This window comes from Aquamicrobium ahrensii (assembly GCF_040545755.1).
Classification (GTDB): Bacteria; Pseudomonadota; Alphaproteobacteria; order Rhizobiales; family Rhizobiaceae; genus Mesorhizobium; species Mesorhizobium ahrensii.
Genome location: NZ_JBEPMN010000003.1, coordinates 303,711 through 322,890 on the forward strand (window position 1 = coordinate 303,711; position 19,180 = coordinate 322,890).

General features: G+C 61.4%; 24 protein-coding genes. 13 read left to right on the forward strand and 11 right to left on the reverse strand.

Annotated elements, in window-relative coordinates:
• Positions 1-28: 28 nt before the first annotated feature.
• The 3 genes from ABID44_RS06420 to ABID44_RS06430 form a co-directional block, all read right to left on the reverse strand.
• Entirely contained in the window at positions 29-1,081 is a 1,053-nt protein-coding gene (locus ABID44_RS06420) for a glycosyltransferase family 4 protein (protein WP_354150989.1), read from the reverse strand.
• Positions 1,082-1,123: 42 nt separating this feature from the next.
• Positions 1,124-1,597, reverse strand: coding sequence for a transcription elongation factor GreA (greA, locus tag ABID44_RS06425; RefSeq protein WP_354150862.1), 474 nt, complete (start codon positions 1,595-1,597; stop codon positions 1,124-1,126).
• Between the two features lie 168 nt (positions 1,598-1,765).
• Positions 1,766-2,116, reverse strand: a complete 351-nt coding sequence (locus tag ABID44_RS06430) for a DMT family protein (protein ID WP_354150863.1) — start codon at positions 2,114-2,116, stop codon at positions 1,766-1,768.
• Positions 2,117-2,285: 169 nt separating this feature from the next.
• On the opposite strand from ABID44_RS06430, the gene ABID44_RS06435 reads away from it, so the two are divergent.
• From ABID44_RS06435 to ABID44_RS06455, 5 genes are all read left to right on the forward strand, one after another.
• Positions 2,286-2,711, forward strand: a complete 426-nt coding sequence (locus ABID44_RS06435) for a DUF3775 domain-containing protein (protein WP_354150864.1) — start codon at positions 2,286-2,288, stop codon at positions 2,709-2,711.
• A gap of 34 nt (positions 2,712-2,745) precedes the next feature.
• A complete protein-coding gene (locus ABID44_RS06440) occupies positions 2,746-3,414 on the forward strand; it encodes an MOSC domain-containing protein (protein WP_354150865.1) in 669 nt (222 codons plus the stop codon).
• Positions 3,415-3,896: 482 nt separating this feature from the next.
• Complete coding sequence (locus ABID44_RS06445; RefSeq protein ID WP_354150866.1) at positions 3,897-4,442, forward strand: extensin-like domain-containing protein; 546 nt, start codon at positions 3,897-3,899, stop codon at positions 4,440-4,442.
• Between the two features lie 99 nt (positions 4,443-4,541).
• On the forward strand, positions 4,542-5,354 hold the full coding sequence (locus tag ABID44_RS06450) for an extensin-like domain-containing protein (RefSeq protein ID WP_378226870.1): 813 nt from the start codon (positions 4,542-4,544) through the stop codon (positions 5,352-5,354).
• A 208-nt stretch (positions 5,355-5,562) separates the two neighbouring features.
• The gene (locus tag ABID44_RS06455) at positions 5,563-6,861 is read left to right on the forward strand and encodes a hemolysin family protein (protein WP_354150868.1); all 1,299 of its coding nucleotides are present in this window, start codon (positions 5,563-5,565) and stop codon (positions 6,859-6,861) included.
• A gap of 54 nt (positions 6,862-6,915) precedes the next feature.
• Here the strand turns inward: ABID44_RS06455 and ABID44_RS06460 are convergent, their stop codons facing one another.
• Entirely contained in the window at positions 6,916-7,515 is a 600-nt protein-coding gene (locus ABID44_RS06460) for an NADPH-dependent FMN reductase (protein WP_354150869.1), read from the reverse strand.
• 84 nt (positions 7,516-7,599) lie between these two features.
• On the opposite strand from ABID44_RS06460, the gene ABID44_RS06465 reads away from it, so the two are divergent.
• On the forward strand, positions 7,600-7,971 hold the full coding sequence (locus tag ABID44_RS06465) for a winged helix-turn-helix transcriptional regulator (RefSeq protein ID WP_354150870.1): 372 nt from the start codon (positions 7,600-7,602) through the stop codon (positions 7,969-7,971).
• Positions 7,972-7,985: 14 nt separating this feature from the next.
• Here ABID44_RS06465 and ABID44_RS06470 read toward each other — a convergent pair whose 3' ends face one another.
• The 3 genes from ABID44_RS06470 to ABID44_RS06480 form a co-directional block, all read right to left on the reverse strand.
• The gene (locus tag ABID44_RS06470; RefSeq protein ID WP_354150871.1) at positions 7,986-8,378 is read right to left on the reverse strand and encodes an acyl-CoA thioesterase; all 393 of its coding nucleotides are present in this window, start codon (positions 8,376-8,378) and stop codon (positions 7,986-7,988) included.
• Between the two features lie 134 nt (positions 8,379-8,512).
• Positions 8,513-9,451, reverse strand: a complete 939-nt coding sequence (locus ABID44_RS06475) for a diacylglycerol/lipid kinase family protein (protein ID WP_354150872.1) — start codon at positions 9,449-9,451, stop codon at positions 8,513-8,515.
• 133 nt (positions 9,452-9,584) lie between these two features.
• The gene (locus ABID44_RS06480) at positions 9,585-9,827 is read right to left on the reverse strand and encodes a DUF1344 domain-containing protein (protein WP_354150873.1); all 243 of its coding nucleotides are present in this window, start codon (positions 9,825-9,827) and stop codon (positions 9,585-9,587) included.
• A gap of 406 nt (positions 9,828-10,233) precedes the next feature.
• On the opposite strand from ABID44_RS06480, the gene ABID44_RS06485 reads away from it, so the two are divergent.
• From ABID44_RS06485 to ABID44_RS06500, 4 genes are all read left to right on the forward strand, one after another.
• Entirely contained in the window at positions 10,234-10,491 is a 258-nt protein-coding gene (locus ABID44_RS06485) for a SemiSWEET family sugar transporter (protein ID WP_354150874.1), read from the forward strand.
• Positions 10,492-10,589: 98 nt separating this feature from the next.
• On the forward strand, positions 10,590-13,652 hold the full coding sequence (uvrB, locus tag ABID44_RS06490; RefSeq protein ID WP_354150875.1) for an excinuclease ABC subunit UvrB: 3,063 nt from the start codon (positions 10,590-10,592) through the stop codon (positions 13,650-13,652).
• Positions 13,653-13,741: 89 nt separating this feature from the next.
• A complete protein-coding gene (locus tag ABID44_RS06495; RefSeq protein WP_354150876.1) occupies positions 13,742-14,176 on the forward strand; it encodes a VOC family protein in 435 nt (144 codons plus the stop codon).
• 28 nt (positions 14,177-14,204) lie between these two features.
• Positions 14,205-14,576, forward strand: a complete 372-nt coding sequence (locus ABID44_RS06500) for a DUF1428 domain-containing protein (RefSeq protein ID WP_354150877.1) — start codon at positions 14,205-14,207, stop codon at positions 14,574-14,576.
• Between the two features lie 153 nt (positions 14,577-14,729).
• Here ABID44_RS06500 and ABID44_RS06505 read toward each other — a convergent pair whose 3' ends face one another.
• Entirely contained in the window at positions 14,730-15,191 is a 462-nt protein-coding gene (locus tag ABID44_RS06505; protein WP_354150878.1) for a Kazal-type serine protease inhibitor family protein, read from the reverse strand.
• Between the two features lie 359 nt (positions 15,192-15,550).
• Between ABID44_RS06505 and ABID44_RS06510 the strand changes: the two genes are divergently transcribed.
• From ABID44_RS06510 to ABID44_RS06520, 3 genes are all read left to right on the forward strand, one after another.
• A complete protein-coding gene (locus tag ABID44_RS06510) occupies positions 15,551-15,763 on the forward strand; it encodes a cold-shock protein (RefSeq protein WP_354150879.1) in 213 nt (70 codons plus the stop codon).
• Between the two features lie 208 nt (positions 15,764-15,971).
• Positions 15,972-16,184 carry a cold-shock protein gene (locus ABID44_RS06515; RefSeq protein WP_056105658.1) on the forward strand — a complete coding sequence of 71 codons (213 nt, stop codon included), beginning with the start codon at positions 15,972-15,974 and terminating at the stop codon, positions 16,182-16,184.
• A gap of 141 nt (positions 16,185-16,325) precedes the next feature.
• Positions 16,326-16,736 carry a BA14K family protein gene (locus ABID44_RS06520; protein ID WP_354150880.1) on the forward strand — a complete coding sequence of 137 codons (411 nt, stop codon included), beginning with the start codon at positions 16,326-16,328 and terminating at the stop codon, positions 16,734-16,736.
• A 175-nt stretch (positions 16,737-16,911) separates the two neighbouring features.
• Here the strand turns inward: ABID44_RS06520 and ABID44_RS06525 are convergent, their stop codons facing one another.
• The 3 genes from ABID44_RS06525 to ABID44_RS06535 all read right to left on the reverse strand — a co-directional run bounded on the left by ABID44_RS06525 (position 16,912) and on the right by ABID44_RS06535 (position 19,077).
• Positions 16,912-17,553, reverse strand: a complete 642-nt coding sequence (locus ABID44_RS06525; RefSeq protein ID WP_354150881.1) for an MBL fold metallo-hydrolase — start codon at positions 17,551-17,553, stop codon at positions 16,912-16,914.
• A 180-nt stretch (positions 17,554-17,733) separates the two neighbouring features.
• The gene (locus ABID44_RS06530) at positions 17,734-18,045 is read right to left on the reverse strand and encodes a hypothetical protein (RefSeq protein ID WP_354150882.1); all 312 of its coding nucleotides are present in this window, start codon (positions 18,043-18,045) and stop codon (positions 17,734-17,736) included.
• Between the two features lie 138 nt (positions 18,046-18,183).
• Complete coding sequence (locus ABID44_RS06535; RefSeq protein WP_354150883.1) at positions 18,184-19,077, reverse strand: branched-chain amino acid aminotransferase; 894 nt, start codon at positions 19,075-19,077, stop codon at positions 18,184-18,186.
• Between the last annotated feature and the right edge of the window lie 103 nt (positions 19,078-19,180).

The window sequence follows — 19,180 nt, forward strand, 5'->3', positions numbered from 1 at the left end:
AACGCGTCAATCCGGCGTCTCGCACGGATCATCGCCCGTGTATAGCGGCTACGCAGATCTCTTCCAGTCGCCGCACCTCCCCCTCGATGCTGAATCGTGCCGCGGCGTGGGCGCGGCTGTTCTGCGCCGCCTGCCCTCGCCCGACCTCATCTCCCATCCAGCGCTCCGCCGCCGTAACCATCGCGCTCATATCGTCACGCGGGATGAGCGTTCCTGTCACCCCATCCTCGATCAGTTCAGAAAAGGCGCCGACATCGGCAGCAACGACAGGAACGCCGCTGGCCATCGCTTCCAGGGGCGTGAGGCCAAAGCCTTCCCAGCGCTGCGGGGCGATGAACAGCGACAGGGGCCGATACCAGCGTTCAATGTCCTTATGCTCGCCCACGAACAGGATGCGGTCGGCCAGGCCGGCTTTTTCGACCCGCGCGCGCAACTCCGCCTCGAAGCCTTTGTGCTCGGCCGTCGCGCGGCCGGCCACGATGGCGGACCATCGCGGATAGCGCGGCAAAAGCTCAATCATGGCGTAAACGAAAAGGTCCGTGCCCTTCTGATGGCGAACCCGACCAAAGCAGCCGACATAGAGCTGTTCAGGATCGAGGCCGAGTGCACGCGCTGCTTCGGCGCGATCCGCCGGCGGATGGAAACGATCGGTGTCGATGCCGTGCATGACGACCGTGTTCGGCACATCCAGATAGGCGGCCGTCTTGCGGCTGGTCGCGATCACCGCATCCATGCGGCGAATGAGAAATTTCGTCCAGCGCTTATGATGGCGTTGCGAGGCCGAAGTGAAAACGAGCTTCAGCGGCGCCCGGAAGACATCCCGAAGTACCACCCCCGCCAGCATCTCCGGGTTGCGACGCGCATGCCAGACGCGCACCGATGCGCCTTGAGGTCGCCGGAGCAAGCCTGGCGTCTGCCACCATCGCAGCTTTGGCAAATGGTCGGGAAGGCCTGGCCCGAGCGTCGCAACGCCAATCTTTTGCGCCTGCAGCGGCACGAGCTGGATGATGGTGCTCGTGACGCCGGACAGACGTTTTTTGAAATTGGGCACCACGACGTGGACCCGGGACAGATCGACCAGCGTTACGGCCATTGGCTGGGAGTTCCTTATCCGGCTGCCGGATCAGGCCCAGCGCAGCTCGACGATTTCATAGCCGCGGGCTCCGCCCGGTGCATTGACCTCGATGGCGTCACCTACTTCCTTACCGATCAATGCGCGCGCGATGGGAGACGAGATGGAAATGCGACCAGCCTTCACATCGGCTTCCTGATCGCCAACGATCTGATAGGTCTTTTCCTCCTCGGTGTCCTCATCCACCAGAACCACCGTGGCCCCGAATTTCACCTTCGCTCCGCTCAGCTTGCTGATATCGATGACTTCGGCGCGGGCGATCAGGTCTTCCAGCTCGCTGACACGGCCCTCGTTGAGGCTCTGCGCTTCCTTGGCCGCGTGATATTCGGCATTTTCCGAAAGATCGCCGTGCGAGCGCGCTTCGGAGATCGCCTCGATTATGCGCGGCCTTTCCTCCTGCTGGCGCCAGCGCAGCTCCTCCTTCAGCGTCTCGAAGCCACCTGCCGTCATCGGCACCTTGTTCATAGCCACTCCTTTCCTGTCGTCCGCCCCTCCGGGCGGCCTTTCGACAAAAAGAAAACGGTCCGTCAGGAAACTGGCGGAACCGTCACGTCTCGGATTCTCGTCATAATATAGCAAGTGCAGTAAGTTTTTCACGTCCTAAAAACAACGGACGCTTTTTCGGCAAAAAGCTCAGGCTTTGAAAATCAGTGCGGCTCCGCAGGCAATCAGCGCAAATCCCGCAAGGTGGCTCCATGTCAGAGCCTCTTTGAGATAGAACACCGAAAACACCGCGAATACGCCTAGCGTGATGACCTCCTGAATGGTTTTCAATTCGGCGGCCGAGTAGACTTGGGCGCCCATGCGGTTGGCCGGCACCGCCAGCCAGTACTCGAAAAAGGCGATACCCCAGCTCACCAGCACGACGGCATAGATCGCCACGCCCCTGAACTTCAGATGCCCATACCATGCGAAAGTCATGAAGACGTTCGAGGCAAGCAGCATCAGGATGGGCAGGACCTTGGGAGACAGGAGCGACGCCAAGTGGAAAATCCGATCGAATGGAGATATTGCGCCATTTCAATCGTGCTGCTGGCTCTGTCAATCCGGCCCGAGCTGACCAAAGCTCAGGCGTATGAGGAAAATGAGAGATAGGCTATCATCGCATCGGTCCGGCGACGCCGCCCGGGCATCCAACGCGCGGAGATTTCCGATGCAGAATCGCCAGGAGCGAGAGTGGGAGCTTTCCATCGGACCGGATACGGTTCGGATGCTGATTCTCAAGGCGAAGGCTCTGAATGCCGGCATGCGCGACGATTTCGACGCCGGCAGCGAACATGAAATAGAGTTCGACGGCGACAGGAGCGACTTCCAGCATCACCATGGTCTCGCGGAGGAAGAAGCAGAAGACCTGACCGAGCGTGAACTGCGCGCGTTGATCAGCGATCTCAATGTCGACGAGGCGGCGGAACTGATCGCGCTCGCCTGGATCGGCCGTGGCGACTTCGAGCCGGATGAATGGGACGAGGCGCTGGCCGCGGCGAAACAGCGCCCACTGCGGCGGACCGCAGGCTATCTCCTCGGTTTGCCGCAATTGGCCGACTGGCTTGAACAAGGATTGGAAAGCGTTGCCGAATAACTCTTCTCCGGCTGTCTGCGAGCCGGCGCCCGCAATGGTCGAGGCGCTGTTCATTGGCTCCCTGGCCCCGCTCGGCCCCCGGAAAGTAGCGAGCGGCATCGACAAGAAACCTGTCCGTGGCCGCCAAAGGATCACCTATACCGGACTGGAAGGCGACAATCAGGGCGACACCCGCCATCATGGAGGGCCGGAAAAGGCGGTGCATCATTATCCTGCCGACCACTATGCCGTATGGCGGCGGGAAGGCGTTGAGGCAAGCGCGCCGGCTTTCGGCGAGAACCTGACGACGTTCGGATTGTCGGAGGCGAATGTCTGTATCGGCGATGTTTACCGCTTCGGCAGTTCGCTGGTTCAGGTGAGCCAGGGACGCCAACCCTGCTGGCGTCTCAATGCGCGTTTCGAGCAGCCGGACATGGCGGTCAGGGTGCAGAAAAGCGGACGCACCGGCTGGTACTACAGGGTCCTCGAGGAAGGCGTCGCGGAAGCCGGAAATATGCTGGCCCTGTGCGAGCGCCCTCAGCCGGACTGGTCGCTCACACGCATCATCGAACTTCTCTACACGCGCACCATGGATATGGAATCGCTCTCCGAGCTCAGCAAAATGCCGGAACTCGCGCAATCCTGGCGTGATCTTGCAACGCGCCGTATCGCAAGCCGACAGGTGGAGGACTGGAACCGCCGGCTGTACGACAGCCACGCCTGATGCGCACTCCAAATGTGATTCCGGATCAACGACCTGTACGGTTTTACGGAATCGCTTCATGAGGAACGCTGCAATCGGTCCGCCCGACCGCGACAGGCTGTTACCGAAGGTGATTGTGCCTCCACGCAACCGCCAGATAGCCCAGCCGTTTGGTTGCGATGGCTTTTTCGCGTTTCCGCTCCCTGTCCCTGATTTTTGTTACATGCCTGCTGGCGCACCCCACTGTCGCCAAGCAGCAGTTCCCACGGTTGCCGCAGTCGGCGCCCGTCCCCGAGATGCTTTCCGATCGGCCGAACTTGCAGGATACGCCACTGCCGCAACCCAGGCCGGAGGCCCCCCGGGAACCTGCTTCTGCGCCTCAGACAGCGCCTCCACCGGGGGTCAAAACGCCCGAAGGCGCTTCGGAGCAATCCGGTGGGGCTGAAACCAAACCTCCATCCCCACAGCCTGATCCGCGTTCCAAAACAGTTGCTGCCGAAAAGATGCCGGCCGAGGAAGAAGCCTGTCGGGTAAGATTGCGCGCCATGGGCATTGCGTTCGAAGAACGACCGGCGAAGCAAAACACCGAGGTGGGTTGTTCCATGCCCTACCCGCTCAGTGTCTCCGATCTGGCGAAAGGCATCGAACTGACCCCTGAAGCAGAGCTGAACTGCACCACCGCAGAAGCAATCGCCCGTTTCACCGCCGATGTCGTCCAACCTGCGGCCACAAATATCATGGGCACGAAACTGTCGGGCGTCATTCATGCTTCGGCCTATGTCTGCCGCCCGCGCCACAACGGCGGAAAACTTTCCGAGCACGCTTTCGGAAACGCGCTGGATATCGCTTCCTTCACTTTCACGGACGGGAGCAGGATCGACGTTGCCCCCCAACCGGATGAAAAACAGGGCAAGTTTCTTGACCATGTGCGCGAGGCCGCCTGCGGCCCCTTCAAGACCGTTCTCGGCCCCGGCAGCGACCCGGACCATGAAACGCATCTGCATCTGGATCTCGCGCCGCGCCGCAACGGCTCGACCTTCTGCCAGTGACAATGCCCAAATCCCGCCACAGGGATGAACGCCCCTGCTGATCTTTCCTTTACCCTTGGCAGGTAAGCTCTGCGTTCCACAGGAACAGAGTTTGTCACGATGGCCGGGAATTCCCGAAGCGCAACGCCCGGCGCCTCCCTTTCACGGCGCCTCATGCGGTCCCTCGCAACCTTGGCGGCCCTGACGGCCGCCGCAGGTGTTTCGGCCTGCAACACTGGCAGCGTGTTCGACCTCCAGCCCGCCGTCGACGTCGGCACGACCTCCACCGTACAGCCAGGCGTGGGAATGCAGGCTCTGGTGCCGTCCAACCCCTACATGACCGCCGCATATCCGCGCTTCGACCGGCCGCTTTCCTCTCCCGGCCAGCTTCCGCAGGAGGAAGTGGATTGCCGCAAGGAATTGAAGAAGCTGCGCGTGAGCTACACGGACCTTGCCCCGATCAATGACGGCGGCCAGTGCGGCATTGCCCATCCGGTCAAGGTGACCGCCATCGGCAATGTCGAGATGAAGCCGGCGGCGACCCTTACCTGCGCGATGGCCGCAAGCTTCGCCAGTTGGACTCGCAATGAGCTGTCCGCCGCCGCGCGCTGGCGGTATTTCAGCGGGGTCAGGTCCATCCGGCAGGGTTCGAGCTATTCCTGCCGCAAAATTCGTGGCGAAGGCGTGCTTTCCGAGCACGGCAAGGGCAATGCTCTGGATGTGATGGCGATCGAACTGAATAACGGCAAGGTCGTCGACGTGCGCAAGCCCGGCCTGTTCGCCTTTCGCGAACGCGGATTGCTGAATACGGTACGCGCCGACGGCTGCTCTTATTTCACGACGGTGCTCGGTCCCGGCTACAATTACGATCACCGCGACCATTTCCATTTCGACATCAAGAACCGCAAAAGCGGGTACCGCGCCTGTCGCTAGAGCATTTTGCAGTCAGACGGAATCGTCTGACGTTGCACATATGCGGCCTGGAAAAGAAGCTGGAGCAGCGGAAACTGCGTTCGTCAGAACGCCCGCTGCTCTAGCCACCGGCCGGTTTCATGCCAAACCCCTTGTGCGGCGGGGCGAAAGGCGGCGCTCCCGATTTGCCATCTTTTCCAAGAGGCGTCGGGAATGCTAATGAGCGTGCATGTTATACATTGAAATCGCCATCGTGGTCGTCCTCATCTGCGTGAACGGCCTGCTGGCCATGTCGGAACTGGCGATCGTCTCTTCCCGCCCCGCGCGACTCAAGACCATGGTCGACCGCAATGTGCGCGGCGCGGCGCGCGCGCTGGAACTGGGGGCCAATCCGGGTAAATTCCTGTCCACCGTACAGATCGGCATCACGCTGGTGGGGGTTCTCTCCGGTGCGTTTTCCGGCGCTACACTGGGCGACCGCCTCTCCAGAATGCTCATCGATCTCGGTGTGTCGGCGGGCGTGGCCCAGCCGCTGGGCGTCGCCATCGTGGTCGCCGTCATCACCTATGGCTCGCTCATCATCGGTGAACTGGTGCCCAAGCAGATCGCGCTTCGCGACCCCGAACGCATCGCCTCGAAGGTTGCAGGCCCCATGGCCGTTCTGGCGACCATTTCGGCGCCGGTGGTGTGGCTGCTCGACCTTTCAGGCCGTTCCGTTCTGTGGCTGCTCGGCCAGCGCGGTGAAAGCGAGGAGAAAGTCACCGACGAAGAGATCAAGATGATTGTTGCCGAGGCCGAGCATCAGGGCACCATCGAATCCGACGAACGGCGCATGATCGCCGGCGTCATGCGGCTTGGCGACCGGGCCGTACGCGCCGTGATGACGCCGCGCACCGACGTGGACTGGCTGAACGTGCGGTCGGATGAAGCGTCGATCCGCAAACTTCTGATGGACAGCCAGCATTCGCGCCTGCCTGCCGCCGACGGCAATGTCGACAACATGATCGGCGTCGTCCAGACCCGCGACATCCTCGCGACGCTGCTGGCCGGCAAGCCCCTGGACGCTCGCAAGCATGTGCGCGACGCCCCGATCGTGCACGACCAGGCAGATGCGCTCGACGTTCTGGCCAAGCTCAAGGAGGCCGACATGCCGATGGCGCTCGTCCATGACGAATATGGCCATTTCGAAGGCGTGGTCACGCCGGCCGACATTCTGGAAGCCATCACCGGCGTATTTCGTTCCGACCTCGACGAGGACGACACCGAAGACACCGCAGTCCAGCGCGAGGACGGTTCCTGGCTTCTGGCCGGCTATATGCAGGCTGACGAGATGGCCGACATGATGGGCATCGACCTGCCCGAAAACCGCGACTACGAGACGGTTGCCGGCTATGTGCTTTCGCACATGCACCACCTGCCAACTACCGGCGAGACGGTGGATGCGCAGGGCTGGCGCTTCGAGGTCGTCGATCTCGACGGCCGTCGCATCGACAAGGTGCTGGCGACGAAGACGCCAGGCACGAACTGACAACGCAAAAAGGGCCGTCGCATCGCCGAAGGCCCTTTTATCGTTCGACAGCCGTCAGGCCGCTTTTGCCTGTTCTTCGGCGACGCGCGCGGTGCGCAACGCCCTCGCCCACCAGACGATATCGTTCAGCAAGCTATCGGCGCCTTCCTTCAGGTGCGTCAGTTCGGCGATATCCTGTCCCTGCATGATAGCCACGAAATCGTTGCGCAGGATGTGAACCGCCGAACGAACAGGCGCCATCTGCATCTCCACCGCGATCAGGCGCAGATGCTCGACTGCACGCGCGCCGCCGACGCCGCCATAGCCGACAAAGCCCGCCGGCTTGCGGACCACCTGCGAGCCGGCATAATCCAATGCGTTCTTCAGAACGCCGGTCGGCGCATGATTGTATTCGGCTGCCGTGAAGATGTAGCCGTCGAATTCGTCGAGTTTCGCCTGCCAGCGGCGGGCGTGCTCATCCTTCGAGGCCGCCCATAGCGGCGAGGCGTCCTCGGCGAACATCGCCATCGGATAATCCTTCAGGTCAACGATCCGGGCCTCGGCGTCATCGCGCTGATTGACGAGATCGGCTATCCAGCGAGCGGGCTTTTCGGCAAAGCGCTTTTCGCGGACCGAACCGACGACGACGGCGATCCTGACTTTGGAAGAGGGCATGCGTATTCTCCGTTGACAGTGGTATAAAAAGGAAACTGACGCTATTTATGAAACCAAGATGCAAACACGCAAGGAGGCACTTTTTTGAAACCGAGACACCCACACCGCAGCGAGGACTGCCGGGCTGTCAGTGCGGTTCTGCAACGCGTAGGTGACAAATGGACCGTGCTGGTCGTGTCGATGCTTGGCGACGGACCGATGCGCTTCAATGAACTGCGGCACGCGGTCGGCGGCATCTCGCAGAAGATGCTGACAACGACGCTGCGCAATCTGGAACGGGACGGGTTCGTCACCCGCACCGTATTTCCCACCATCCCTCCGAGAGTTGACTATGAATTGACCGGCCTCGGTCGCGAATTATTGACGCCGGTCATGGCGCTGGGCGATTGGGCGCGTGCAAATATCGACCGCATCAACAACGCACGCGACCGTTTCGATGCCGCTGCGCAATCATAGATATGGGCTTAAGTCTACTCGGCCGGCACGCGGGTGGGCTTGCCTTCGCCGTCCAGCGCCACCATCACGAAATCGGCGTGGGTGACCATTTCCATCAGTTCGGAGAGGTAGCGTTGCGCCCACGCCTCGACCTTCAACGTCATCGAACTGCGACCGACGCGCTCGATATGGGTATAAATGCACAGCGTGTCGCCGATCTTCACCGGCTTGGCGAAGGACATTTCCTTGACCGCCGCCGTCACCACGCGGCCCCGCGCGCGCTCGGCGGCGCGAATGCCGCAGGCAAGGTCCATCTGCGCCATCACCCAGCCACCGAAAATATCGCCCGCCGCATTGGCGTCGCCCGGCATGGCCAGCGTGCGTAATGTGAGTTCTCCATTTGGCGAACCGTTCACATATTGCACCATCACAGATCTCCGGGTTCTTCTTTACATTCGACGTAGCCGGGCGACACTGGGGCGTCAACGACGCCGATCGTAGTCGGACCAATAAAATCAAGCGATTGCGCGACGTTCCGGAATCAATATCCCAGCCCGTTGAATCAGCACCTCAGGATCAGCGCACCCGGCAGAATTTCGAATGTCGCCGGGATGCGGCCGGGCGACTCCCCGTCGATGTCGAGCAACGCCCCATTGACGATAGCGCTGCCAACAGGCTCGACCAGCACTTTCTTGGCACGCACTATCGTCACCGCCGGATGATTGCGATGACGTCCCCCATAAAGCAGGGTGAGGTCACGGATCAGGCCGGGCTTGCCAGCGGCCCGCACAATGATGACGTCGAACCAGCCGTCATCCATTTCCGCATCGGGCGCCACCATCATTCCGGCGCCGAAAAAGCGACCATTGGCCACCGCCACCAACGCCATCCGCGTTTCGACCGGAGCGCCATCATCCAGCGTGATGCGAACAGTCTGGAAATTGTAGCGAAGGAAGGAGCCGATCGTGCGCCAGTAGAACAAGGCCCTGGCCGACACCCTCCCCTTGCGCTTGTCCGCGTTCACCGCGCGCACAGTGACGCCCGAAAGACCCAGGCTGGCGATGTTGATAAAATGTCGGCTGGCCAGAGCGCCATGGTCATCGACGAAGGAGATTCGCCCGACATCGATCCTCCGGCGCCCGGCCTGAGCGATATGCCTGACCGATCCGGCGGCGTCACGAGGGACGCCAAGGCCGCGCGCGAAGTCCGATCCCGTCCCGCAGGGCAGAAGGGCGAGTTCGATATCGCCGATGCCTTCCCGACGGGCAAGCAGGATACCATCGGCCACTTCGCTTGCCGTACCGTCGCCACCGACCGCGATCACCAGTCCACAGCCTGAAACCACAAGATCCAGAGCCAGCCGTTCTGCATCGCCGGCGGCTTGCGTCTCACGAACCTCCATCTCCGCGAAGTGATTGCGAAGCTCCGCCTGCAGTTGCGGCCACTGGTTCCTGAGCCGACCTCCACCGGCAACCGGATTGAGGATCACTCCGACCTTCACGCGCATCCTCCCGAAGCTATGTCCGGCTATTGAAGCGCGGGGCCGGCGGATTCGGCAAGCAGCGATTGCATCGGATATTAAAAAGCCGGTCCCAACGGGACCGGCCGGAAACTCAAGGATTGACGATCTCCGCTTAGGAAGCGGCCTCAATGGATGTCACCATCCCGGTCGTATCATCCACCGTCACCACCACCCTGACGCCCACCGCAAGCTGATCGACCGCAGCTTCGGCTGGCAACTGATAAATCTTGCCATCGTCCAGTGTGATGGATTTCGTTTCCGGATCGACCGCCTGGATCGTTCCTTGCACGGTTGCCGCATATGCAGTGCTGAGAAAGGCAAGGAGCGCACCGGCGGTGGCAAGGGTCTTCTTCATGTCGAATACTCCCGTTTTTGGCGGTTTGGTTGAGACGTTCGGCAAGCGAACCGCCTCGCGACATCCCGGAACCTATGAAACAGGCCTTCGATTTCAAATCACGAAGGGTAACTTTTCCAAATATTATCAGCGACTTATTTCTGACACATTGCCCCTTTCCCGGATCGAAGCTGTCGCAGTACGCTCGGCCTTGGGGCTGAGTTTTCCCGCAAACGGAATCGCTTGAACCAGCCGCAAGCGCGAAAGGTGACGGCGCGCAAACGCCACATTCGGGCGTCGCGACGATCACGACCCAGTCAAAAAATCCGGCGGCCACATTTTGTTTCATTGGTCCAGCCGGCACGCCCGCTTCCCCGCTCACCACAAATCTGGCATAGGCCGGATAGTGCGGGTTGGAGCCCTTATCGTGTTTTACTGGATAGAAACCATCGGCGCGCTCGCCGCGCTCATAACGACGCTCGGCTGGGTTCCTCAGGTCGTAAAACTGGCGCGGGAACGCAGGGCTGACGATATCTCCCTGATCGCCACCGGGTCGATAGCCGCCGGTGTGGCGCTGTGGGCCGTGTATGGCGTCCTCATCGGCTCATGGCCTGTGATCGTCGCCAATATCCTGACGCTGCTGTTTGTCGGCGCCATCGTGATCATGAAGCTGCGTTTCGGCTGACAGGTTCCTGACAACCTGCTGTCAGCAGAGCCGTCAACGGATGTTCGTGAGCCCGGCTACCCCTTTCCATTTGCGCTGAGTCCACCCATATTCGGGCCATGGCCAGATCTCCCGACAAGCAGGCGCAACCGAAGCGGCGCAGCCCCCTGACTGATTTCATGGACGCCAGCGAGCCGCTGCACAGCGGCGGCTTTGCCGAAGCGCCGCAGCCTGAGCTTTCCGGCACGCCGCTTGCCGGTTCCATAACGGCCGGTTCCATAACGGATTGGGCCGAGCAGATTTCGCGGGAAGCCGGGAATGAGCAACGCGCTGGCGCGACGGACGGCAAGGACAGCGCCAAACCCGGCAAGAAAATTCCCGCTCGCTCCGCCTCGCCCACGCGCACCGCGCGCGGCACTTCCATGGGCGGCGCGGCCTCGGCTAGGGATCGCGCGGCTGCGGGCCTCAACCCGGTGGCCGGCCTCGACATCTCTCTGGAAGACGCCGCATCGCTGCCGAACTCCGCCGTCACCGCCACGGTGCAGGCGCTGGCCGACCTGATCGAGAGCGGCAATCCGCTACACAAGAACGGCCAGATCTGGACGCCGCACCGGCCCGCCCGCCCGGAAAAATCCGAGGGCGGCATCCCGATCCGGATGGAATCGGAGTTCGAGCCGCGCGGCGACCAGCCGACCGCGATCAAGGACCTTGTCGAGGGCGTCGCCAACGAGGACCGCACGCAGGTGCTGCTCGGTGTCACCGGCTCGGGCAAAACCTTCACAATGGCCAAGGTGATTGAGGAGACGCAGCGCCCCGCCCTGATCCTCGCACCCAACAAGACTCTGGCCGCACAGCTTTATTCCGAGTTCAGAAAGTTTTTTCCGAACAACGCGGTCGAGTATTTCGTTTCCTACTACGACTACTATCAGCCGGAAGCCTACGTCCCGCGCACCGACACCTATATCGAGAAGGAATCCTCCATCAACGAGCAGATCGACCGCATGCGCCACTCGGCCACGCGCTCGCTGCTGGAGCGCGACGACGTCATCATCGTCGCCTCGGTCTCCTGCATCTACGGTATCGGTTCGGTCGAGACCTATACGGCGATGACCTTCCAGATGACGATCGGCGACCGGCTGGACCAGCGCCAGTTGCTGGCAGATCTCGTCGCCCAGCAATACAAGCGGCAGGACGCGAATTTCGTGCGCGGCTCGTTTCGCGTGCGCGGCGACACCATTGAAATCTTCCCTGCCCACTTGGAAGATCGCGCTTGGCGCATCTCGCTGTTTGGCGACGAGATAGAGGCGATCACCGAGTTCGACCCGCTGACCGGCAGCAAGACCGGCGACCTCAAGAGCGTCAAGATTTACGCTAACTCGCACTATGTGACGCCCCGCCCGACCTTGAATCAGGCTATCAAGTCGATCAAGGAAGAATTGCGGCATCGCCTGCAAGAGCTTGAAAGGGCTGGGCGTCTGCTGGAGGCGCAGCGGCTGGAGCAGCGCACGCGCTTCGATCTGGAGATGCTGGAGGCGACGGGCTCCTGCGCCGGCATCGAGAACTATTCACGCTACCTGACCGGCCGCGCGCCGGGCGATCCGCCACCGACGTTGTTCGAGTATGTGCCCGACAACGCGCTGATCTTCATCGACGAAAGCCACGTCACCATCCCGCAGATCGGCGGCATGTATCGCGGCGACTTCCGTCGCAAGGCGACGCTGGCCGAATACGGCTTCCGCCTGCCCTCCTGCATGGACAACCGGCCGCTGCGCTTCGAGGAATGGGACGCCATGCGCCCGCTTTCCGTCGCCGTTTCGGCCACGCCCGGCAACTGGGAGATGGAGCAGTCCGGCGGCGTTTTCGCCGAACAGGTCATCCGCCCGACCGGGCTGATCGACCCGCCGGTCGAAGTGCGCCCCGCCAAGAATCAGGTCGATGACGTTCTCGGCGAAATCCGCGAGACCACCAAGAAGGGCTATCGCACGCTGGTGACGGTGTTGACCAAGCGAATGGCCGAGGACCTCACCGAATATCTGCATGAACAGGGCATCCGCGTGCGCTACATGCACTCCGACATCGACACGCTGGAGCGCATCGAAATCCTGCGCGATCTTCGCCTGGGCGCGTTTGACGTACTGGTCGGCATCAACCTTCTGCGCGAGGGTCTGGACATTCCCGAATGCGGTTTCGTCGCCATTCTCGACGCCGACAAGGAAGGCTTCCTTCGCTCCGAAACCTCGCTCATCCAGACCATCGGCCGCGCCGCGCGCAACGTCGACGGCAAGGTCATCCTCTACGCGGACCAGATCACCGGCTCGATGGATCGCGCGATGGCCGAAACCAACCGCCGCCGCGAAAAGCAGCTCGAATACAACGAAGCCAACGGCATCACGCCGGAATCGGTCAAGTCGCGCATCGCCGATATTCTGGACTCCGTCTACGAAAAGGATCACGTGCGCGCCGACATCTCGCAGTTTACCGACGACGCCGGCCAGTTGATGGGCAACAATCTCAAGGCCCATCTGGAGTTCCTGCAAAAGAAGATGCGCGACGCCGCCGCCGATCTCAATTTCGAGGAAGCGGCCCGCCTGCGCGACGAAATCAAGCGGCTCACCGAACTGGAGCTGGCTGTTTCCGACGATCCGCTGGCCAAATATGCGGAAGCCGAAAGCCCGGTTTCTGGCCGCGAGAAGGGCAAGCACAACAAGGGCCGCGCGCGTCATCGCGCGGTGGAAGACGGCGCGGCCGGCAACTCGCTGTTCGCCAAGCCCACGCTCGACGACATGGGTCCCGGAACCGATATGCCGATGCCAGCGGGCGCGGTGCCCCGCTCACTGTTCAAGAAGCAGTCGGCGCAGGAAGCGCATGGCTCGGACTTTGGCGTTCCGGATGAGACAGGGCGAAGCCCGGGCAGAGGCCGGCAGCCCGCCGCCGACCGTTCGTCGCCCCCGCACAACGGCGACAGCGTGAGCGAGAGCAAACCTTCCCTTTTCCGCAAGAACACGCTGGACGAGATGACCGTGGGCCGCACCGAGAAGCCGGTCGAAGGAAGGAAGCCAGCCAGGCCGGACGATGTGAAACCGATCAGGCGCGAACGCGCCGGCATCGGCTCCTATGAGGATCCGGCGGATGCGGCCCAGCGCCGACGTCGTCCGGGCAAGACCGGAAAACCGGGAAAATAAGCTTGCAGCGGCGGAACTTCCGCCGCTGACATATCGCCTTCGTCATTCGTCCTGTGGGGGGCTTGCAACGTCAAACCCGGGAGAAACACATGAGCGATGCAGATGCGAAAACCCAGACCCCGCCAATGCCGAAGGCGCTCGGGGGCCTTACTCCTTATCTCCAGTTGGATGGCGCGCTGAAGGCCGCGGAATTCTATCAGAGGGCTTTCAACGCCGAGCAGGTCTACGCCGTGCCGCCGGATGAGCAGGGCCGAACCATGCACGTTCATCTCTACGTCAACGGTTCCAGCCTGATGCTGTGCGACGCCTATCCGGAGCATGGACATCCGCACCAGCCGGTTCAGGGCTGCACCATGCAGCTTCATCTGACTGCGGACAACATCGATTCGTGGTGGCGACGCGCCGTCGATGCCGGCTGCGAAGTGGTCACGCCGCTGGACGTGATGTTCTGGGGCGACCGCTGGGGCAGCCTGCGCGACCCTTTTGGGGTCGATTGGGCAATGAACGCGCCGGTTAACGCGTAAGCGCACAAAAAGCCGAAGGAGGAAAGCAATGTCCTATGTCGATGGTTTCCTGGTTGCCGTGCCGCAGGCCAGGCTGGACGAATACAAGGAAATGGCTCGCAAGGCTTGCGATGTATGGATGGAGCATGGCGCGCTCGCCTATGCGGAATGCACAGGCGACGATGTGCCTTATGGCGAGCTCACATCGTTCCCCCGCGCCGTGCAGGCGACGGAAGACGAGATCGTGATCTTTTCGTGGGTTGTCTACAATTCGCGCAAGGAGCGGGATGAGATCCTCGCCAAAGTGATGGCCGATCCGCGGCTTCAGGGAGACATGCAGAACATGCCCTTCGATGGGAAACGCATGATCTATGGCGGCTTCGAATCCTTCCTGAATGTCCGGAAGGAAACCGCACTCTAGAGCATTCCAGCAAAAGCGTGAAACGATTTTGCACCCGGAAATGCTTCTAAAGCAATGAGATGGAGCGGGTCTGCCGGTTCAATGAGAACCAGAACGCTCTGGGAAAAGAAGGGTGGCGGGCCGTCCCTGCCCCGCCACCTTTCACCATCTCGATCAGCGGCAACTGCCGCTGCGAACGATCCGCCAATCGGCAGCCCCTGCTTCGCAAGCGTTGGGGAACGTGCGCAACTGCCCGCGGCTGGACGCGCAGACGGGCGCGTATTCACGCGTGCAGGCGCGTGACGGCCGGTCGGGGCGATTCGGCCGCGAACCCGGTCGATCGCCCCCCGGGGACCCAGCCCAGCCCGGACGGTCGCCGCCGGAACGGCATGCGCCCTGATGGCTGATCCGGTAACCGTTGGCTCTTGCCTGACAGCTATTGCCGAAGGTGCGGCTGTCCGACCCACGCACACCGCAGACGGGCGCATATTCCATCGTGCAGGCCTGTGTCGGGGGACGAGGCCGTGGAGGCGGCGGCCGGTGGCCGGGCCCTTCGTCGACAGCCACGCAAGCTGTGAGCAGGCCGGAACTCAGCAGCACGGCCGCGCCCGCCAGAAAGACGTTTCTGAATCTCATGGATGTCCTCTCCTGTTTGCCTTTGGCAGCGCGAACAACGCATGACGACGCTCTCAGTTCCCTTCGCTCATGCAAGCCATTGATTTCAATCGTCGGGGACGTCGCTCACGCTGGCCATGAAACCGTGGTATCTTGTCATAGTCACAAAAGCATGCGATAAGTTCATTGTTCGGGTATTTGCATCCCGGAGAATGGAACGTTTTGGACGACCCTATCCCCGATATCGTGAATCTCTGACAGCCCCGTTCTGGCGGGGGGTTACCCGTGCGCGAATGCATGACCGCCGAGCAACCACCGGACCTCAAACTGCTCCGGCAAGCCGAGGTCCAGAATGACGATCGGGTGAAGGAGTTCTCCCAATGTCCCAGACCGGAACCGTAAAATTCTTCAACAGCACCAAGGGCTTTGGCTTCATTACGCCAGACGACGGGGCTAAGGACGTGTTCGTCCACATCTCCGCGATCGAAGCTTCGGGTATGCGCACCCTGGTCGACGGCCAGAAGGTTTCCTTCGACGTCGAGCCCGACCGCATGGGCAAGGGCCCCAAGGCGGTCAACCTGCGCGCCGCCTGATTTCGACTGCAAATTGCAGTTCCGGCAGGGGGCGCGACAGCAATGTCCGCGCCCTTTGTGCTTCATCGCAGGTCTTTGGTGGCGAACGGCTTGAATAAGCGTCGTCGCCAAGTTTCTGTTGCCGATGAAGTCAAAATAAACGACAAATTCAGTCTTCGGGAATTTGCAATCCCGGGAACAAGACTATGGGACTATAAGGGAGCATCCCATGCCGCAGACCGGCACCGTAAAATTCTTCAATCATGCCAAGGGCTTCGGTTTCATCACGCCGGACGATGGTGCCAAGGACGTTTTCGTCCACATCTCGGCCGTACAGGCTTCGGGCCTTCCCGGCCTGGAGGACGGCCAGAAGGTGACGTTCGAGACCGAGCCGGACAAGCGCGGCAAGGGCCCCAAGGCGGTCAACCTCACCGTCGGCTGAGGCGCCAGGGAACAACTGGGCGGCGGCTGCGCTTAACGGATTGATTAACGTTTCGTTCAGCCGCCGTTCAGGCACGGTCTCTTATCTGTCAGGGCGACATCCGACCGATAACGGCGATGGGGCTTCGAACGGGAGACCGTCATGAACAGATTTTTCAAGGCTTGCGTGTTGTCGACGGCGGTCGCTGCGACCATGGCGAGCGCGCTGCCGGCGGCCGAAGCTCGCGACTGGCGCCGCCAAGGCTATTACGGCCACAATTACAATCATCATCACAAGCGCTCCAACGGCGATGCGGTGGCGGCCGGCGTCATTGGCCTTGCCGCCGGCGCTCTGCTCGGCAGCGCATTGGCTTCCCAACCGCGCTATTACGAGCCAGAGCCTACATACGTCATTCGCGAACCGCGGCCCGCCCGCACCTACTATCGCGCGACCTACGAGCCCTGGAGTCCGGAATGGTACAGATATTGCTCGGATCGCTATCGCAGCTTCGAAGCGCGCACAGGCACTTTCCTCGGCTATGACGGGCAGCGACATTTCTGTCAGGCCAATTGACGAACAGCAAACGGGTTCCCTGCCCAATGAAAAGGGCCGCTTTCGAGCGGCCCTTTTCTGTCAACGCATAGAGCAGCGGGCGTGCTGCCCGGACGCACAAAGAACGCTTTGATTGAGCATCGAACAATCCAAAGCCGCGCGCACTTTTGGTCCGCTGCTCCGGCATCATGACAATTCAGACGAGGAATGGATTCGAGCGCCTTTCCTCCCCGATACGTCCGCCCGGCCCGTGTCCGCAGATGAAGCCGACATCATCGCCAAGCGGCAGAAGCTTTTCCCTGATGGAACGGATGAGCGTATCATGGTCGCCGCCCGGCAGGTCTGTGCGGCCTACGGAACCGCGAAACAACACGTCGCCGACATGGGCGAACCTGGCCACGCGGTTGTAGTAGACGACATGGCCCGGAGCGTGGCCGGGGCAGTGCAGAACCTCGAATTCGTGCCCACCGAACGAAACCTTGTCACCTTCATTAAGGAAGCGGTCCGGAACGCAATTGCGCACTGCGCCGGTCAAACCAAATCGCTGCGCCTGGTTCTCCAGATTGTCGAGCAGCGGCCGATCATCCTCATGCGGTCCAATGATCTCGACGCCCAGCACCTCCTTCAACTCCATCGCGCCCCCGGCGTGGTCGATATGGCCATGGGTGATCCAGATGGCTGTTGCGGTGATGGCGCTTTCCTTCAGCGCGGCAAGAATACGATCGACATCGCCGCCTGGATCGACGACGACCCCAATCTTTTCGTCCTGATCGAACAGGATGGTGCAATTCTGCTGAAACGGCGTGACGGGGACAATGCCGGCATTGATCTGGCCCATGGTGATCCTTTCCTTGTCGGCAGAAAGATGGTCGAGAAACATGCCCCGATGTAAGGTCGCGACGCCACGGCGTCCACTGCAATTGGCGAAATCGGGGCGTCGCGCGACGAACACGGGCGTCCCGGCGATCAACAAAAAGGGCGGCCGAAAGCCGCCCTTTTCCGAAAGGCTGTGTGAGGTCTATTTCTTCATGGCGTTCATGACCGCACCGACAATGCCGGTGAGGATTGCGCCACCGCCCGCGCCACCGAGAATGTTGTTGAGGTTGAGCGCTCCACCGAGGCCTTGCGCCGCTGCTGTTGCTGCCGAAGGGTCAATGCCGCCGCCGCCCAGCAGGCTGCCAAGGATCGCCGCGCCGCCGACGCCGCCAATCGCACCGCTGAGGATTTTGGGAAGCTGACCCATGGCGGCCTGTTTGAGTGCCGCACCAACGGCCTGACCACCGATGATACCGGTGATGACCTGCACAATGATAGGAAGAAGCGTTTCCATCTATGGTCCCTCTCATACAATCCCGACTCGCGCGAGCCGAGTATCGTCATGAGACGCCGATTCTGACGGATGTCAAACGCTCAAAGGCAAAGGGAAACGGCATGAAGCCGTTTCCCCGGGTCTGGCGGAATTATGGACTTATTCCGCCGCGATGGCTTTCTTGGGCTGAACAGCGGCGGAGTAGTCGTTCATCAGCGTCCTGGCGATCTCGCCGACCTCGAAGCGATGCGGGCCGATTTCCGAAACCGGAGTGACTTCGGCAGCCGTACCGGTAAGGAAGCACTGCTCGAACCCTTCCAGTTCTTCAGGCTGGATGGCGCGCTCGATCACCTCATAACCACGGTCACGGGCCAGACCGATCACCGTACGGCGCGTGATGCCGTCCAGGAAGCAGTCCGGAGTAGGCGTATGGATCTTGCCATCCTTGACGAAGAAGATGTTGGCCCCCGTCGCCTCGGCCACCTGGCCACGCCAGTCGAGCATCATGGCGTCGGCATAGCCCTTGGCCTCGGCCGCATGCTTGGAAATGGTGCAGATCATATAAAGACCGGCAGCCTTCGACTTCGACGGAGCAGTACGCGGATCGGGGCGGCGATATTCGGCGATGTCGAGGCGGATGCCTTTCAGCTTCTGCTCGGGATCGAAATAGCTCGGCCACTGCCAGATGGCGATCGCGACATTGATGCGGTTGTTCTGCGCCGAAACGCCCATCTGCTCGCTGCCGCGCCACGCGATGGGGCGCACATAGGCGTCCTGAAAGCCCTGCTTCTTCAGCAGCTCATTGCAGGCGTCATCGATTTCGGTGACCGAATAGGGAATCTTGAAGCCGAGAAGGCGGGCCGACTCATGCAGGCGTTCGGTATGCTCCGTCAGCTTGAAAATCTCGCCGCCATAGGCGCGCTCACCCTCGAACACGGCGCTGGCGTAGTGAAGCCCATGCGTGAGTACGTGAATCCTGGCGTCAGCCCATTTGACGAACTCACCATTCATCCAGATATAGCCGTCGAGCTGGTCGAAGGAAACGGATGCCATGACAATAACCTCCCGCGGGCGGCCCTGCCCGCATAAGTCTGTGTGTTGAAATTTGATCCGGCAGCGATGAGGCGACCGCGGTTCGGAACCGTAGGCCCATATT